14 protein-coding genes are annotated in these 13,840 nt (G+C 62.1%); 4 read left to right on the forward strand and 10 right to left on the reverse strand.

Annotation, left to right across the window (positions count from 1 at the left end; genetic code table 11):
- Nucleotides 1–3 precede the first annotated feature (3 nt).
- From RAM60_RS05340 to tyrS, 5 genes are all read right to left on the reverse strand, one after another.
- Complete coding sequence (locus RAM60_RS05340) at nt 4–702, reverse strand: dienelactone hydrolase family protein (protein ID WP_369025266.1); 699 nt, start codon at nt 700–702, stop codon at nt 4–6.
- Nucleotides 699–1,616, reverse strand: coding sequence for a cysteine synthase A (gene cysK / locus RAM60_RS05345; protein ID WP_200983767.1), 918 nt, complete (start codon nt 1,614–1,616; stop codon nt 699–701). Before cysK ends, RAM60_RS05340 begins: the two co-directional genes overlap by 4 nt.
- Nucleotides 1,613–2,929 carry an MFS transporter gene (locus RAM60_RS05350; RefSeq protein ID WP_510640303.1) on the reverse strand — a complete coding sequence of 439 codons (1,317 nt, stop codon included), beginning with the start codon at nt 2,927–2,929 and terminating at the stop codon, nt 1,613–1,615. Before RAM60_RS05350 ends, cysK begins: the two co-directional genes overlap by 4 nt.
- A gap of 75 nt (nt 2,930–3,004) precedes the next feature.
- Nucleotides 3,005–3,343: a PilZ domain-containing protein gene (locus RAM60_RS05355; RefSeq protein WP_200983769.1), complete on the reverse strand. Its 339-nt coding sequence runs from the start codon at nt 3,341–3,343 to the stop codon at nt 3,005–3,007.
- A 110-nt stretch (nt 3,344–3,453) separates the two neighbouring features.
- Complete coding sequence (tyrS, locus tag RAM60_RS05360) at nt 3,454–4,683, reverse strand: tyrosine--tRNA ligase (RefSeq protein ID WP_369025264.1); 1,230 nt, start codon at nt 4,681–4,683, stop codon at nt 3,454–3,456.
- 22 nt (nt 4,684–4,705) lie between these two features.
- Here tyrS and RAM60_RS05365 point away from each other — a divergent pair, with 22 nt between their 5' ends.
- The 3 genes from RAM60_RS05365 (at nt 4,706) to RAM60_RS05375 (ending at nt 7,852) form a co-directional block, all read left to right on the forward strand.
- The gene (locus RAM60_RS05365; protein ID WP_510640304.1) at nt 4,706–5,281 is read left to right on the forward strand and encodes a DOMON domain-containing protein; all 576 of its coding nucleotides are present in this window, start codon (nt 4,706–4,708) and stop codon (nt 5,279–5,281) included.
- 2 nt (nt 5,282–5,283) lie between these two features.
- Nucleotides 5,284–6,486, forward strand: coding sequence for an exo-beta-N-acetylmuramidase NamZ family protein (locus RAM60_RS05370; RefSeq protein WP_369026135.1), 1,203 nt, complete (start codon nt 5,284–5,286; stop codon nt 6,484–6,486).
- A gap of 79 nt (nt 6,487–6,565) precedes the next feature.
- Complete coding sequence (locus RAM60_RS05375; RefSeq protein ID WP_510640305.1) at nt 6,566–7,852, forward strand: spinster family MFS transporter; 1,287 nt, start codon at nt 6,566–6,568, stop codon at nt 7,850–7,852.
- On the opposite strand, the gene RAM60_RS05380 is transcribed toward RAM60_RS05375, so the two are convergent.
- The 4 genes from RAM60_RS05380 to RAM60_RS05395 are packed head-to-tail and all read right to left on the reverse strand — an operon-like array spanning nt 7,849 to nt 11,352.
- Complete coding sequence (locus RAM60_RS05380; protein WP_369026134.1) at nt 7,849–8,682, reverse strand: DUF817 domain-containing protein; 834 nt, start codon at nt 8,680–8,682, stop codon at nt 7,849–7,851. The genes RAM60_RS05375 and RAM60_RS05380 overlap by 4 nt on opposite strands.
- Before the next feature lie 2 nt (nt 8,683–8,684).
- A complete protein-coding gene (locus tag RAM60_RS05385) occupies nt 8,685–9,488 on the reverse strand; it encodes a lipid II flippase Amj family protein (RefSeq protein ID WP_369025261.1) in 804 nt (267 codons plus the stop codon).
- Between the two features lie 56 nt (nt 9,489–9,544).
- Entirely contained in the window at nt 9,545–10,174 is a 630-nt protein-coding gene (locus RAM60_RS05390) for a hypothetical protein (RefSeq protein ID WP_369025260.1), read from the reverse strand.
- Complete coding sequence (locus RAM60_RS05395; protein WP_200983777.1) at nt 10,171–11,352, reverse strand: vWA domain-containing protein; 1,182 nt, start codon at nt 11,350–11,352, stop codon at nt 10,171–10,173. Before RAM60_RS05395 ends, RAM60_RS05390 begins: the two co-directional genes overlap by 4 nt.
- 118 nt (nt 11,353–11,470) lie before the next feature.
- Between RAM60_RS05395 and RAM60_RS05400 the strand changes: the two genes are divergently transcribed.
- Entirely contained in the window at nt 11,471–12,871 is a 1,401-nt protein-coding gene (locus tag RAM60_RS05400; RefSeq protein WP_369025259.1) for a methyl-accepting chemotaxis protein, read from the forward strand.
- 73 nt (nt 12,872–12,944) lie between these two features.
- Here RAM60_RS05400 and RAM60_RS05405 read toward each other — a convergent pair whose 3' ends face one another.
- Nucleotides 12,945–13,799, reverse strand: a complete 855-nt coding sequence (locus RAM60_RS05405; protein WP_200983779.1) for an AAA family ATPase — start codon at nt 13,797–13,799, stop codon at nt 12,945–12,947.
- Between the last annotated feature and the right edge of the window lie 41 nt (nt 13,800–13,840).

Genomic DNA, 13,840 nt, shown 5'->3' on the forward strand with positions numbered 1-13,840 from the left:
CGTTCAGCCCAGGACTTCGTCGAAGAACGAATGCATCGCTGCCCAGCTCTGCCTGTCCGCGCTGGCGTCATAGGCCGGGTTGGGCGAGCCATCGAGCATGGCCCGGTTGGTGAAGCCGTGTTCGATGCCGGAGTAGCTGTGGAAGTGCCAGTTCGCCTTCACGGCGTCCATTTCTTCCCAGAACGCCATCACCTGGCTGCGCGGCACGAGTGCGTCGGCATCGCCGTGGCAGACAAGGATGCGCGTCGTGAACTCATCCTTCGCCTTGAGCGGTGTTTCGAGAATTCCGTGGAAGCTGACCACGGCAGCAAGGTCCTGTCCGTCACGCGCCATTTCGAGCACGGCGAAACCGCCAAGGCAGAAGCCGATGGCCAATTGCGGCAGGTCGGGTTCGAGGTCGCGAAGCTTTGCAATCGTCGCCCGCAAGCGCGTGCGCATGGCGTCCGGGTCCGACCTCAACTTGGTCATGACCGCGAACGCCTGCTGGAAGTCCGACGGGGTTTCGGGACCATAGAAATCCCCGATCAGCACTGCATACCCGGCTTCGACGAGCGCTCGGGCCTTCGCCTCCACGCCGGGGGTGGAGTTCATGAAGGTCGGGAACACCGCGACTGCCCCACGCGCCGGTCCATCGGGGCGCATGTGCAAGCCTACGAGTGGCGTGTCACCGTCGACATAGTCGACGCGCTGGAACGCGCTCATTCGGGCAGGAAGTCCGGCACCGAGAGGTACCGCTCGCCGGTGTCGTAGTTGAAGCCGAGCACGCGCGAGCCTTCCGGCAGGTCGGCCAGCTTCTGCTTGATGGCCGCAAGCGTAGCGCCGCTCGAAATGCCTACGAGGATACCCTCCCTGGCGGCGCACTGGCGCGCCATTTCCTTGGCATCCTCGGGATCGACCTGTATCGCGCCATCGATCGTCTGGGTGTGCAGGTTGGCCGGGATGAAGCCCGCGCCGATCCCCTGGATGGGGTGCGGTCCGGGTTGTCCGCCGCTGATGACGGGCGAAAGCGTCGGCTCGACCGCAAAGGCCTTCATCTCGGGCCAGGCAGCTTTCAGTACTTCCGCACATCCCGTGAGGTGGCCGCCGGTCCCGACGCCGGTAATCAGGACATCGACCGGGGTCTCGGTGAAATCGCTCAGGATTTCGAGCGCCGTCGTGCGGCCATGGACCTTCCAGTTGCTGTCGTTGTCGAACTGGCTCGGCATCCACGAGTTCGGCGTGGAGGCAATCAGTTCCTGCGCCCGCTCGATCGCGCCCTTCATGCCCTTTTCCTTGGGTGTCAGGTCGAAGCTGGCACCATAGGCGAGCATCAGGCGGCGGCGCTCCATGCTCATGCTTTCGGGCATGACGAGGATGAGCTTGTAGCCCTTGACCGCGGCAGTCATCGCCAGGCCGATGCCGGTGTTGCCGCTGGTCGGCTCGATGATAGTGCCGCCAGGCTTGAGGCGTCCGTCCTTCTCCGCGTCCTCGATCATGGCGAGACCGATACGGTCCTTGATCGACCCGCCAGGGTTGGCGCGCTCGTTCTTCACCCAGACCTCGTGGTCGGGGAAGAGGCGCGAAAGGCGGATGTGCGGTGTGCCTCCGATGGTGGCGAGGACGGAATCGGCTTTCATGTGAGTGCCTCCTTGCGGGTCGGACTGGCGCCGGTTGTGTCCGGCAGGAATTCTGGTTCGAAGGTCTTGGCCTGGCGCAGCTGGGGGAAGATTACTGCCCAGATCGCGGTCACCACTATGGCACCCATGCCGCCGAATACAACCGCGCCCGCAGCACCGAAGAATGCGGCGGCCAAGCCCGATTGCATCTCGCCCAGTTCGTTGGAGGCAGAGATGGCAAGGCCGGAGATGGACGAGACGCGGCCGCGCATCCGGTCGGGTGTGTTCAGCTGGACCAGGCTCGAACGGACAAAGACCGAAATCATGTCCGCCGCGCCAAGCAGGGTGAGCATGGCCAGCGACAGGGCGAAATTTCGGCTGAGGCCGAAAACGATGGTCGCCGCGCCAAACACAACGACAGCCCACAACATCTTGGGGCCGACATTATGCTCCAGCGGTTTCCACGCCATCCACAATGCCACCGCCGAGGCCCCGATTGCCGGCGCGCCGCGCATGATACCGAGGCCTTCCGGGCCGACCATCAGGATATCGCGCGCAAACACGGGGAGCATCGCAGTCGCACCGCCAAGCAGGACTGCGAACAGATCGAGTGTGATGCAGCCGAGAAGGAACTTCTGGCGCCAGGTAAACTGTGCGCCCTCGATCATCTGGCGAACCGGATGAAGCGGCGTCGCGTCCTGTTCGGCACGGATAGGCCGGATCGAACGGATGAGGATGGCCGAACAGATGAGCAGGCCGGCCGAGATGACATGTGGCAGCCAGTTGCTCTCGGCAAATACGAATCCGCCTGCGGCGGGTCCGATGACGCTCGCCACCTGCCATGCGATGCTCGACATGGCGATTGCTCGCGGCAGCAGGCGAGGCGGGACGATGTTCGGGGCGACCGCGCTCATTGCCGGACCGACGAAGACGCGGGCTGCGCCGTGCATCGCCGCCAGCGTGAACACGCCGGGCAGGGTAAGCGTGTCGCTCCAGGTCATGAAAGCCAGCAATCCTGCGACCGTGCAGTCGGTGAGGTTCGCCAGCGCGGCTACGGTCCGGCGGTCAAAGCGATCGGCGGCCCAACCCGCGACCGGTGTCAGCAGGAGAAGCGGGATGAACTGCGCCAGGCCCAGCAGGCCGAGCAGGAATGCACCCTCGCTGCGGGTATATCCATAGTCGGTGCGGGCAATGTCGTAGGCCTGGTAGCCGATCAGTACGACCATCGACATGGTCGCGAATACTGCAAAGAACCGGGCCAGCCAGTAGCGCCGAAAGTCGCCGATCGCGAGCGGCGAGGTAGGCTCCGGCAATGTCGCTTGTTCTTCGCTCACGCCCAGACGCATGGCAGGCGCGTCTTCGGTTGTGAAGACGCGCCTGCTTCGCGTTCTGGAATCAGAAGTTTATTATCAGCGCAGCTTGCGAAGGCGCGGATTGGGCTGGAGCGTATCGATCAGCGCGAGGAAATCGTCGACGCGGATAATGCGCTCGAACTGGAAGCCCGCGCGGTTGTCTCGGCACCAGATGACATAGGATTCGATGCGTCCAACCACCGGGAGGCGGATGATGACGCGGTCGCCACGGACGAGGCCGTCCGCATTGTCGACCATGAAGCCATTGGCCGAGATGTTCGCGATATGCAGACGCAGATCGCCCTTGCCGAAATGTTCGGCAATCACGGGGTGATCGACCGGGTGGCGCGCCATGCGCCGCTGGTCGGTTACGCTGAGTTGTGCTCCGGCACCCATCGATGCGATCCTTCCACTAGAATGACTCGAATGGTGGTATCGCCGCAAAAGGCTGAAAATTGGTAAACCCGCGCTGAAGAATTATGAACCGCGCCTGCAGGGGCCACCGCTCACCGGCGCAAGATCGCGTGTTTTTTCTTGCCCAGGCTCAGCTTCGCTTCGGTGCCCTCGGCCAGCGAAACCAGATGGGCCGGGTCGCTGATCGTCTCTCCGTCCAGCTTCACTGCGCCCTCCGCCAACTTGCGCTTTGCCTCTCCGTTGGAAGCGGTGAATCCGAGTTCGGTCAGCGCCGCGCCGATCCGCATGCCTTCGGGACCGACCGACAGGGAAGGGAGGTCTTCGCCCGCACCGCCGCCTGAGAAAGTCTCCGCTGCCGTGCGTTCGGCCAGTGCCGCGGCCTCTTCACCGCGAACGAGCTTGGTTACCTCGTTCGCAAGGATCGCCTTGGCCGAATTGATCTCCGCTCCCTCGAGCGATTCGAGGCGTTCGATCTCGGACAGCGGCAAGTCGGTGAACAGGCGCAGGAAGCGCCCGACGTCGCGGTCGTCGACGTTGCGCCAGTACTGCCAGAAATCGTAGCTCGGCAGCTGCTCCTCATTGAGCCAGACGGCGCCCGCGGCGGTCTTGCCCATCTTGGACCCGTCGGCAGTCGTGAGCAGCGGCGTGGTCAGGCCGAACAATTCGGTCCCGTCCATCCGGCGCCCCAGCTCCATCCCGTTGACGATATTGCCCCACTGGTCGCTGCCACCCATCTGCAGGCGGCAGGCGTAGCGCTGTGCCAGCTCGCGGAAGTCGTAGGCCTGGAGGATCATGTAGTTGAATTCGAGGAAGGTCAGCGGCTGTTCGCGCTCGAGCCGCAGCTTGACCGAATCGAAGGTCAACATGCGATTGATCGTGAAATGCGGGCCGACGTCGCGCAGCAGTTCGATGTAGCCGAGCTTGCTCAGCCACTCGTCATTATTGACCATCACGGCATCGGTGGGGCCATCGCCAAACACGAGCAAGCGCTCGAACACCTTGCGAATACCGGCGATGTTGGCGTCGATATCCTCGTTCGTGAGCATCTTGCGGCTTTCGTCCTTGCCGCTGGGATCGCCGACCTTGGTGGTGCCGCCGCCCATGACCACGATGGGCTTGTGCCCGGCCTGCTGCAGGCGACGCAGCATCATGATCTGCACGAGGCTGCCGATGTGCAGCGAAGGAGCAGTGGCATCGAAGCCGATATACCCCGGGATGACCTGCTTGGCGGCAAGGGCATCGAGGCCCGCCGGATCGGTGATCTGGTGGATGTAGCCACGCTCTTCGAGCAGGCGCAGGAGATCGGAGGTGTAGGTGCTCATGGTGGCAGGGCCTCTAGCAGCGGTGAACCGTTCTCCCAAGTGGCTTGCGGAGGCTTTTCTGCTGCGCAATAGCGGCGCCATGCACTCGCTTGTCCTGCACCCCCACTGCGCCCCCGGCCCCATCACCAGGGTAAAGGCCGAAATCGAACCCACGAACGAAGGGTGCCGTGCCCGGTTTCGCTTCGTCGGCGACATCGCGTCGATCAAGGTGCCCGAAGCTGCTGCGCCGGAGCGGATGGACAATCTTTGGAAGACAACCTGCTTCGAGATTTTCTGGCAGCCGGAAAGCGGGACCTATTACCGCGAATTCAACCTCTCGCCCTCGACCCGCTGGGCCTGTTACGATTTCGACGATTTCCGCCTCAACAGTCGGGATGCTCCTGCCGAGGTCGATATCGAGTGCACCCATGATGCGCACGAGCTGGTCCTGTCGGCGGAGATCAAATCCGAACTGCCGACCCCTGCCGCGGTCGCGCTGAACGGGATCGTGGAGGACAAGGACGGAAACATCCAGTTCTGGGCGCTCGCATTCCAGGACGGGAAGCCGGAATTCCATTCGACCACCTGCCGCAAGCTGCACCTCGCGGGGCGCCTGTGAGCGTGCGTTTCGGCATCGACCGGCTGCTGGCCGAGGACGACCTCGTCGCCCAGCTCAAGGGCAAGCGCGTCGCACTGGTCGCGCATCCGGCATCGGTCACCGCGCAGCTGAAGCACTCGCTCGACGCGCTGGTCGAACGGGGCATCAACGTGACCAGCGCCTTCGGGCCGCAGCACGGCCTCAAGGGCGACAAGCAGGACAACATGGTCGAAACCGAGGACGAGACCGATCCTCGCTACGGCATCCCGATCTTCAGCCTTTACGGAGAGGTTCGTCGCCCGAGCGGGCAGATGATGTCCTCGGCCGACGTGTTCCTGTTCGACCTGCAGGACCTTGGCTGCCGTATCTACACCTTCGTCACGACGCTGCTTTACCTCATGGAAGAGGCGGCCAAGGCGGGCAAGGAAGTCTGGGTGCTCGATCGCCCCAACCCGGCGGGTGGGCCGGTAGAAGGGACCCTGCTGGTTCCCGGACAGGAAAGCTTCGTTGGCGCCGCTCCCATGCCCATGCGCCACGGCCTGACCATGGGCGAGATGGGCCTGTGGTTCCGCGAGCATTTCAAGCTCCACCTCGATTACCGGGTTGTCGAGATGACCGGATGGCAACCGGGCAAGGCTCCCGGCTATGGCTGGCCGGACGACCGCATCTGGATCAATCCAAGCCCGAACGCGGCAAACCTCAACATGGCACGCGCCTATGCCGGCACGGTGATGCTCGAGGGCACGACGCTGAGTGAGGGCAGGGGGACCACCCGGCCGCTCGAAATCCTGTTCGGCGCGCCCGATGTCGATGCGGGCGCCGTCCTCGACGAGATGAACCGCCTGGCGCCCAGCTGGCTTCGCGGCTGCGCCGTCCGGGAATGCTGGTTCGAACCGACCTTCCACAAGCACGCCAAGACCCTCTGCAACGCGTTGATGGTCCACGCCGAAGGTCCGTTCTACGATCATCACGAGTTCCGCCCGTGGCGTTTGCAGGCGCTCGCCTTCAAGGCGATCCGCACGCTTTTTCCCGACTACGAGATCTGGCGGGACTTCCCCTACGAGTACGAATTCGACCGTCTCGCCATCGACGTGATCAATGGCGGACCGTCCCTGCGCGAATGGGTCGATGATGCCGAGGCGGAGCCCGGCGACCTAGAGGCCATCGCTTCGGCGGACGAGGCGGAATGGCGTCAGACCATCGCACCGCATCTTCTGTATTCCTGATCCGCGCTTGACCAAGCCTTCGAATTAAGGAACGTTCTCCAGACGTGACGGGCATACCCGCGCTTCTGGAGAGGAATTAATGGCCACAGCTGCGCCAGCGGGCGACACGAGCAAAACCGTGCGTGTGACGCTCTGGATTTTGCTGATTGTCTACATCTTCAATTTCATCGACCGTCAGATCGTCAACATCCTCGCCGAACCGATTGCGAAGGATTTGAAGCTTTCGGACACGCAGATCGGACTGATGACCGGCTTGGCGTTTGCGCTGTTCTACACCGTTCTGGGCCTCCCGATCGCGCGCTATGCCGATCGGCCGACGACAAATCGCCCGAGGCTAATTGCTGTCGCTCTGGCGGTCTGGTCGGGCATGACCGCGCTGTGCGGACTGGCTAACAATTTCATCCAGCTTCTCCTCGCGCGGATCGGCGTTGGCGTCGGCGAGGCAGGCTGTACGCCTGCCGCGCATTCGCTCATCAGCGACCTGGTTCCGAAGGAAAAGCGCGCCTCGGCGCTTGGCTTCTACGCCCTCGGCATTCCGATCGGCACTGTCCTCGGCATGATCATCGGCGGCCAGCTCGTCGACGTCCTTGGCTGGCGCAAGGCCTTCATGATCGTCGGCTTGCCCGGAGTGGCCATGGCATTGGTCGTGTGGTTCGTCCTGAAGGACCCGCGAAGGCATGTGGCCGAAGCCACTGCAGTTTCGCCCCCTCCGGGCATGGCGACCGGTGAGGCGATACGCTCGATCCTCTCCAGCAGGGCAATGGTGCTGTTGCTGATTGCGGCCTCCTCGGCCGCTTTCCTCAGCTACGGGAAGACGACGTGGGCAACGATCTTCTTCCAGCGCACGCACGGTCTTACACCCGGCCAGGTCGGCCTGTGGTTCGGTATCGTCAATGGGGCCGGGGGGATCCTCGGGACCTGGCTCAGCGGCAAGATCGCCGACCGGTATGGAGCGATCAAGCGCCAGCACGTGCTGACAGCGGCGGCGCTCGGAATGCTGCTTGTCGCACCTACCGCGATCCTTGGCTATTCGGCGAGCGACTGGCGCATTGCCTTGCTGATCCTGTTCTTCCCGACCTTCCTCGGCTCGCTCTACTATGGCCCGACCTATTCGAGCGTTCAGGGACTTGTGACGCCACAGGCGAGGGCACTGGCATCAGCGGTGCTGCTGTTCTTCCAGAACCTCATCGGCCTCGGCCTCGGGCCCCTGCTCTTCGGCATGTTGTCCGACGTTCTTAAGCCGTCCTTGGGCGAAGACAGCGTCCAGTGGGTTCTTTACAGCGCCAGCGTCATGAGCCTGATCCCAGCGTTCTTCTTCTGGCGGTGCAGCCTGCGGCTCGACGAGGAACTCGACCAGAAGGGCTAGTCGGGCTTTCTGACGGGATTGACCAGACTGACGAGCACGAAGCTGATGATCATCAGCAGGTACCAGCTGCCGAGCTTGCCGATGCCGACCATCTTCCACTCGTTCTCCTGGCCGGGGTAGCTCCACGCCCTTGCGTAGGTGCCGATATTCTCGGCGAACCAGATGAACAGTGCGACCAGCAGGAAGCCGACGAGAAGAGGCATCCAGCGGTGTCTGCGCCAATTGCGGAAGTGGATTTTCGTGAAGGCGAAATACCAGCCTACCGCTGCGAAAATCAGGATGCGGACATCGGGTAGCCAATGATGCGCGAAGAAGTTTGCATAGATCGCGGCAGCCAGAAGGTACGTTGCCCATCGCGGCGGATAATTCGAGAAGCGGAAATCGAAAATCCGCCAGACGCGGGCGATGTAGCTGCCGACGCTGGCGTACATGAAGCCCGAGAAAAGCGGGACGGCCCCAATGTGGAGGACACTCGCTTCAGGATAGAGCCAAGATCCGGCGGCGGTCTTGAACAACTCCATGACCGTGCCGACTACGTGGAAGATGAGGATGACCTTTGCCTCCTCGAGCGTTTCCAGACGCAGCGCCAACATCCCTCCCTGGATCAAGACGGCTCCGAGCGTGATGAAGTCGTAGCGATGCAGTGGCGCGTCATCGGGATAGAAGAGGTGGGTGCCCAGCAGCAGGACCAACATGAGTGCGCCGAACAAGCACGCCCAGGCCTGCTTGAAGCCGAACAGCAGGAATTCGTAGAGCCACAATCTCCAGCCCGTGCCGGGATCGAACTGTTCGAGGCGGAGGCGTACCGCCTCGAAGCGGGAGTGGTGAATGGTCAAACGTACACCGCGATCGCAGCAATCACCATCGCGGCCGGTATAAACACAGCCTGCGCCAGCAGGGTGCCAGCAAGGCGGCTTAGGGAAATCCACCCGATGGTCCTGCGAAACTGGCCCTCGGAGACTTTCCCGTCCACCACGTCGTCGGTCATGACCGACAGTTGCGGGTCGATGAGTGCGAACAGCAGGATGGTCGCGAAGCCGTTCACGACCGCAGAAAGCTGGCTTGCCGTCACCCGGAACTCGGGCGCGAGGTACCCGGCGTAAAGCGAAGCGAGAACGCCCACTGTCAACAACGCTTGAGCCATCATGTTGCCGAAGAGAACACCCCAGCCAACTCCAAGTCCTCCCCGCAACGATGCCAGTTGCGAAGGGCCGGGGAGGGTGACGGACTCCTTCATCACTTTCAGGCCCGCCGGGCTCGCGCTGCGCAGGAGCAGGCGCGTAGTCGAGCGGTTGTTCTGAAAATAGCCGATCGCTCTCGAAAAGACGCGTTGGCCCGTCGGGATCAGGAGGATACCGGAAAGCACCGCGATTGTTGCCGAGAGCAGCACGAGGCGAAAATCGGCCTCGAGACCGCTGCCTGCACCGCTATGAAGCCGCGTTTCGATGCGCTTGGCAAGGAACGGGCCGAGGAAGCCGTTGGCGGTACGCGAGAACAGCACGAGGATGTTGAACAATGCGAAGCTCAGCGCGATCCGCTGGGTTCGCACACCTGCAATGCGTGCCGAATAGGCCAGGGTACCGATCAGGTGAATGGCGAATGTCAGCAGGCAGATGACAAGCAGCGGAGAGTCCATCCCGTGCGCCTAGACTGACAAATCGTCGCACGCCACGGCGAAAGCGTAAGCCCCGCTCAATAGTTGATCCAGCCCGGAATGGGGCCGGCAGAACCGGTTAGATTTACTTCGACCCGCCGACCGCGAAGGTCTTCTCTGAAGTTATACCGTTCGGGCATCACGGCGCGCAAATTGAAGGAAACGTTGTCCGCGCCATGGGCAGGCAGGTGCAGGCTCCCCCAGGCGATATCCAGCATACGCGCGTTCTCGTCATCGTGCATTGACCTGAAGTGTGTATGCCCGCCATCGGCGCGGATCTCGACAGCGAAACGTTCGAGGACCGGATCGGCGCCGTCAACGGCCCAGACCGCGGCAAAAATGAGCTCATCCCTTCGCTGACGCAGTTCGGCATGCTCGACCAGCGATGCCGGGGGATGCCAGGGGTCGTCCCCGAAGATCGCGTTGAGGTAAACCTTCTTCGGCGGAGTGTGCGCATCCATGCGCGGTGAGAATTCGCTGTGCCAGACAGAGATGTAGGGCGTGAGGGGTGATCTTACCGGAATGCCGAAGGCCTTGATCGCCATCGCTTCACCCTGATGGATCCGCGTATCCGCCACGGGTGCATAGGAGAACAGGCGGGTTTCGCCGCCCAGATCGTGCGTGCAGCTGGCGATGCAAACGTGGCCGTCCCCCGAGGCCAAGTTCATCCCTGCTTGCGGCTCAACTCGCGCATTGCATCATCCAACCCGTCGAGTGTCAGCGGATACATGCGGTCATTGACCAGCTGCTTCATCACCTTGGTCGACTGCGAATAGTTCCACTGCTTCTCCGGCACCGGATTGAGCCACACGGTTGCGGGATAGGTGTTGACCATGCGCTGCATCCAAACCGCGCCCGCTTCCTCGTTCATGTGCTCGACGCTGCCGCCCGGATGAGTGATCTCGTAGGGGCTCATCGCCGCATCGCCGACGAAGATGACCTTGTAGTCGTGGCCGTATTTGTGGAGCACGTCCCAGGTCTTGGTCCGCTCCTGCCAGCGGCGGCGGTTGTCCTTCCAGACCCCCTCGTAGAGGCAGTTGTGGAAGTAGAAGAACTCGAGGTTCTTGAACTCGGTCGTCGCCGCGCTGAACAGTTCCTCGCAGAGCTTGATGAAAGGGTCCATCGAACCGCCGACATCCAGAAACAGCAGCAACTTCACGGCATTGTGCCGCTCGGGGCGCATGTGGATGTCGAGCCAGCCCTGCTTGGCGGTGCCGTCGATCGTCGCATCCAGGTCGAGCTCGTCCGCCGCGCCTTCACGGGCAAAGCGGCGCAGGCGGCGCAGCGCCATCTTGATATTGCGGGTGCCAAGTTCCTTGGTGTTGTCGAGGTTCTTGAACTCGCGCTTGTCCCAGACCTTGAGCGCCCGCTTGTGCTTGCTCTCGCCCCCGATGCGGACGCCCTCGGGGTTATATCCCGCGTTGCCGAAGGGGGAGGTGCCCCCGGTCCCGATCCACTTGTTGCCGCCCTGGTGGCGCTTTTCCTGTTCCTCGAGCCGCTTCTTCAGCGTCTCCATGATCTCGTCCCAGGACCCCAGCGACTTGATCGCCTCCATCTCCTCTTCGGAAAGGAACTTCTCGGCGACGGCCTTCAGCCAGTCCTCGGGAATGTCGACCGGGTTTTGCCCGTAATCCGACATTATGCCCTTGAAGACCTTGGCGAAGACCTGGTCGAAGCGATCGATCAACCCCTCGTCCTTCACGAAGGTCGCGCGCGAAAGGTAGTAGAACGCCTCGGGCGTCTGCTCGATCACGTCCTTGTCGAGCGCCTCCAGCAGGGTGAGGTGCTCCTTGAAGCTTGCGGGGATGCCTGCTGCGCGCAGCTCGTCGACGAAGTTGAAGAACATGTTCGCAGCGTAGCGCGACCAGCGGCTGAGGCGAAGCGAAAAGCGCCACGCTTAACCCGCCGCTAACCATTCCCGTTTATCCGGATCGCCAAAGGACAAGAACGGGGGCGTTCCGCTCATGGAAATCAGTGCAATCAACACGCAGGGTGCGGCGAATATCAGCCAGATCCCCGAAAGCTGCGGCAAGGTAACGGTCGGCTGCACCGACGTTGCAGGCATTGTGCAGGGCGTGATCGACTCCTTCGGGCATCTGCGTGCGGAATACATCGAATTGCAGGGAACGGTTTCTGCCCTCGACGAAGACCAGCGCAAGGTCCTCGAAGCCAGCGACGAGGCGCGAATTCTCTCGGAACGGGCAATCTCGCGCCTCAGCGACGGGACCGAGCTTATCAGCAATTCGCTCCAGGAAATCGGCAATCTGCTGACCCTGGTCGAGGCTCTGACCGAACACGTCACGGGTTTCGCAGCGGCGATGGACCAGGTCCGTCGCAGTTCACAGGAGATCGACCAGATTGCCGAAACGACCAACATCCTCGCGCTCAACGCCACGATCGAGGCGATGCGTGCCGGCGAGCAGGGCCGCACCTTCGCGGTCGTCGCCAACGAGGTGAAGACCCTTGCCAGCGAAACCCGCAAGGCAACCGAAGAGATTGCTCGCACGATCGACATGCTCGGCAGCGAAGCGGAAATCGTCATCGAAAAAATCCAGAGCGGCAGTGCAGCAAGCGCGCATGCAAAGAGCTCGGTTTCAATGATCGAACATACGATGCGTAACGTGTGCGAAATCCTGGTCGAAGTTGACGGCCAGCAGGATCAGATTGCACGCAATACCGCGACGATTTCGGACCATGTGCACCGCGTGCAGGACGTGCTCCACGACTTCGATCTCGCGGTCACGACCAACGAGGGCAAGCTCGAAACCGCCCATGGCCGCATGGAGGAGCTCGAACTCACCGCGAGCGACATGTTCGACAAGCTGGTCAAGGCAGGTCTTTCGCCCAACGATAGCGCCATGGTCGACCGGGCAATGGCCCATTGCCAGAACCTCGCCCGCATTGCTGAAGAGGCAATTGCCAAGGGGGAACTGACCATGGAGCAATTGTTCGACCAGAACTATCGTCCGGTACCGGGTACCAATCCGCAGCTCTACCGCACCACGCTGAGCGACTGGGCTGACCGCAATTGGCGCCCCGTGATCGACGCCGTGGTTGCCGAAGGCGGCTACATCAAGATGTGCTCGCCGGCAGACATGAGGGGCTTCCTGCCGACCCACGTCAGTGCCCATTCGCGCCAGCCCACCGGCGACATCGCGCACGACACAAAGTATTGCCGCAACGGCCGTATCATCCTCGAAGGTGTCGACCTGGTCTCGAAGGCCAGCAGCGATCCCTACACCATGGCAGTCTATCGCCAGGAGGGCGACGGCAAGAACTACATCGTGGTCCGTAACGTCTACGTGCCGTTGTTCATCAACGGACGCCGCTGGGGTGATTCCGAGCTGGCTTACACCTTCGACTGATTGCAGCCGCAGAAACGACAAGGGGCGCGTTCCGGCAATGGAACGCGCCCCTTTTTCGTTGCGGCAATAGGCGTCAGCTCTGGCGGCGCGCCATGAAGGCCAGCCGCTCGAACATCATCACGTCCTGCTCGTTCTTGAGCAGCGCGCCATGCAGCGGAGGGATGGCGGCGTTGGGATTGCTGTCCTGCAGCACCTCGACGGGCATGTCCTCGTTGAGGAGCAGCTTGAGCCAGTCGAGCAGTTCGCTGGTCGAAGGCTTCTTCTTGAGGCCGGGGACTTCGCGGATTTCGTAGAAGATATCCATCGCTTTGGTGACGAGGTTCTTCTGGATGCCGGGATAGTGGACCTCGATGATGTCACGCATCGTCTCGCGGTCGGGGAACTTGATGTAGTGGAAGAAGCAGCGGCGCAGGAATGCGTCGGGCAGTTCCTTCTCGTTGTTCGAGGTGATGACGACGATCGGGCGTTCCTTGGCCTCGATCCGCGTGTGCGTTTCGTAGACGTCGAAACTCATGCGATCGAGTTCCTGCAACAGGTCGTTCGGGAACTCGATGTCGGCCTTGTCGATCTCGTCGATGAGCAGGACGGGCAGTTCGGGGCTGGTGAAGGCCTCCCACAGCTTGCCCTTCTTGATGTAGTTCGAGATGTCGTGGACACGCTCGTCGCCAAGCTGGCCGTCGCGCAGGCGGGCCACGGCGTCGTATTCGTAAAGACCCTGTTGCGCCTTGGTCGTCGACTTAACGTTCCATTCGATCAGCGGTGCGTTGAGGGCCTTGGAAATCTCGTGCGCAAGGACCGTCTTGCCCGTGCCGGGCTCGCCCTTGACCAGCAACGGGCGGCGCAGCGTGACTGCTGCATTCACCGCGACCTTGAGGTCTTCGGTAGCGATGTAGGAGCTGGTACCTTCAAAACGGGACTGGTCGGACATCGGTTTTCCCTTGCAACTTTACGTTAGCGTTAGGGTGCGTC

The sequence above is a fragment of the Qipengyuania sp. RANM35 genome, from assembly GCF_041021145.2.
In the GTDB taxonomy this organism is placed as follows: domain Bacteria; phylum Pseudomonadota; class Alphaproteobacteria; order Sphingomonadales; family Sphingomonadaceae; genus Qipengyuania; species Qipengyuania soli.

What these genes read in the sequence shown, in the direction of transcription:
- RAM60_RS05340 (WP_369025266.1), bottom strand. Translation starts at nt 702, where the DNA reads ATGAGCGCGTTCCAGCGCGTCGACTATGTCGACGGTGACACGCCACTC.
- cysK (WP_200983767.1), bottom strand. Translation starts at nt 1,616, where the DNA reads ATGAAAGCCGATTCCGTCCTCGCCACCATCGGAGGCACACCGCACATC.
- RAM60_RS05355 (WP_200983769.1), bottom strand. Translation starts at nt 3,343, where the DNA reads ATGGGTGCCGGAGCACAACTCAGCGTAACCGACCAGCGGCGCATGGCG.
- tyrS (WP_369025264.1), bottom strand. Translation starts at nt 4,683, where the DNA reads ATGAGCACCTACACCTCCGATCTCCTGCGCCTGCTCGAAGAGCGTGGC.
- RAM60_RS05375 (WP_510640305.1), top strand. Translation starts at nt 6,566, where the DNA reads ATGGCCACAGCTGCGCCAGCGGGCGACACGAGCAAAACCGTGCGTGTG.
- RAM60_RS05385 (WP_369025261.1), bottom strand. Translation starts at nt 9,488, where the DNA reads ATGGACTCTCCGCTGCTTGTCATCTGCCTGCTGACATTCGCCATTCAC.
- RAM60_RS05390 (WP_369025260.1), bottom strand. Translation starts at nt 10,174, where the DNA reads ATGAACTTGGCCTCGGGGGACGGCCACGTTTGCATCGCCAGCTGCACG.
- RAM60_RS05395 (WP_200983777.1), bottom strand. Translation starts at nt 11,352, where the DNA reads ATGTTCTTCAACTTCGTCGACGAGCTGCGCGCAGCAGGCATCCCCGCA.
- RAM60_RS05400 (WP_369025259.1), top strand. Translation starts at nt 11,471, where the DNA reads ATGGAAATCAGTGCAATCAACACGCAGGGTGCGGCGAATATCAGCCAG.
- RAM60_RS05405 (WP_200983779.1), bottom strand. Translation starts at nt 13,799, where the DNA reads ATGTCCGACCAGTCCCGTTTTGAAGGTACCAGCTCCTACATCGCTACC.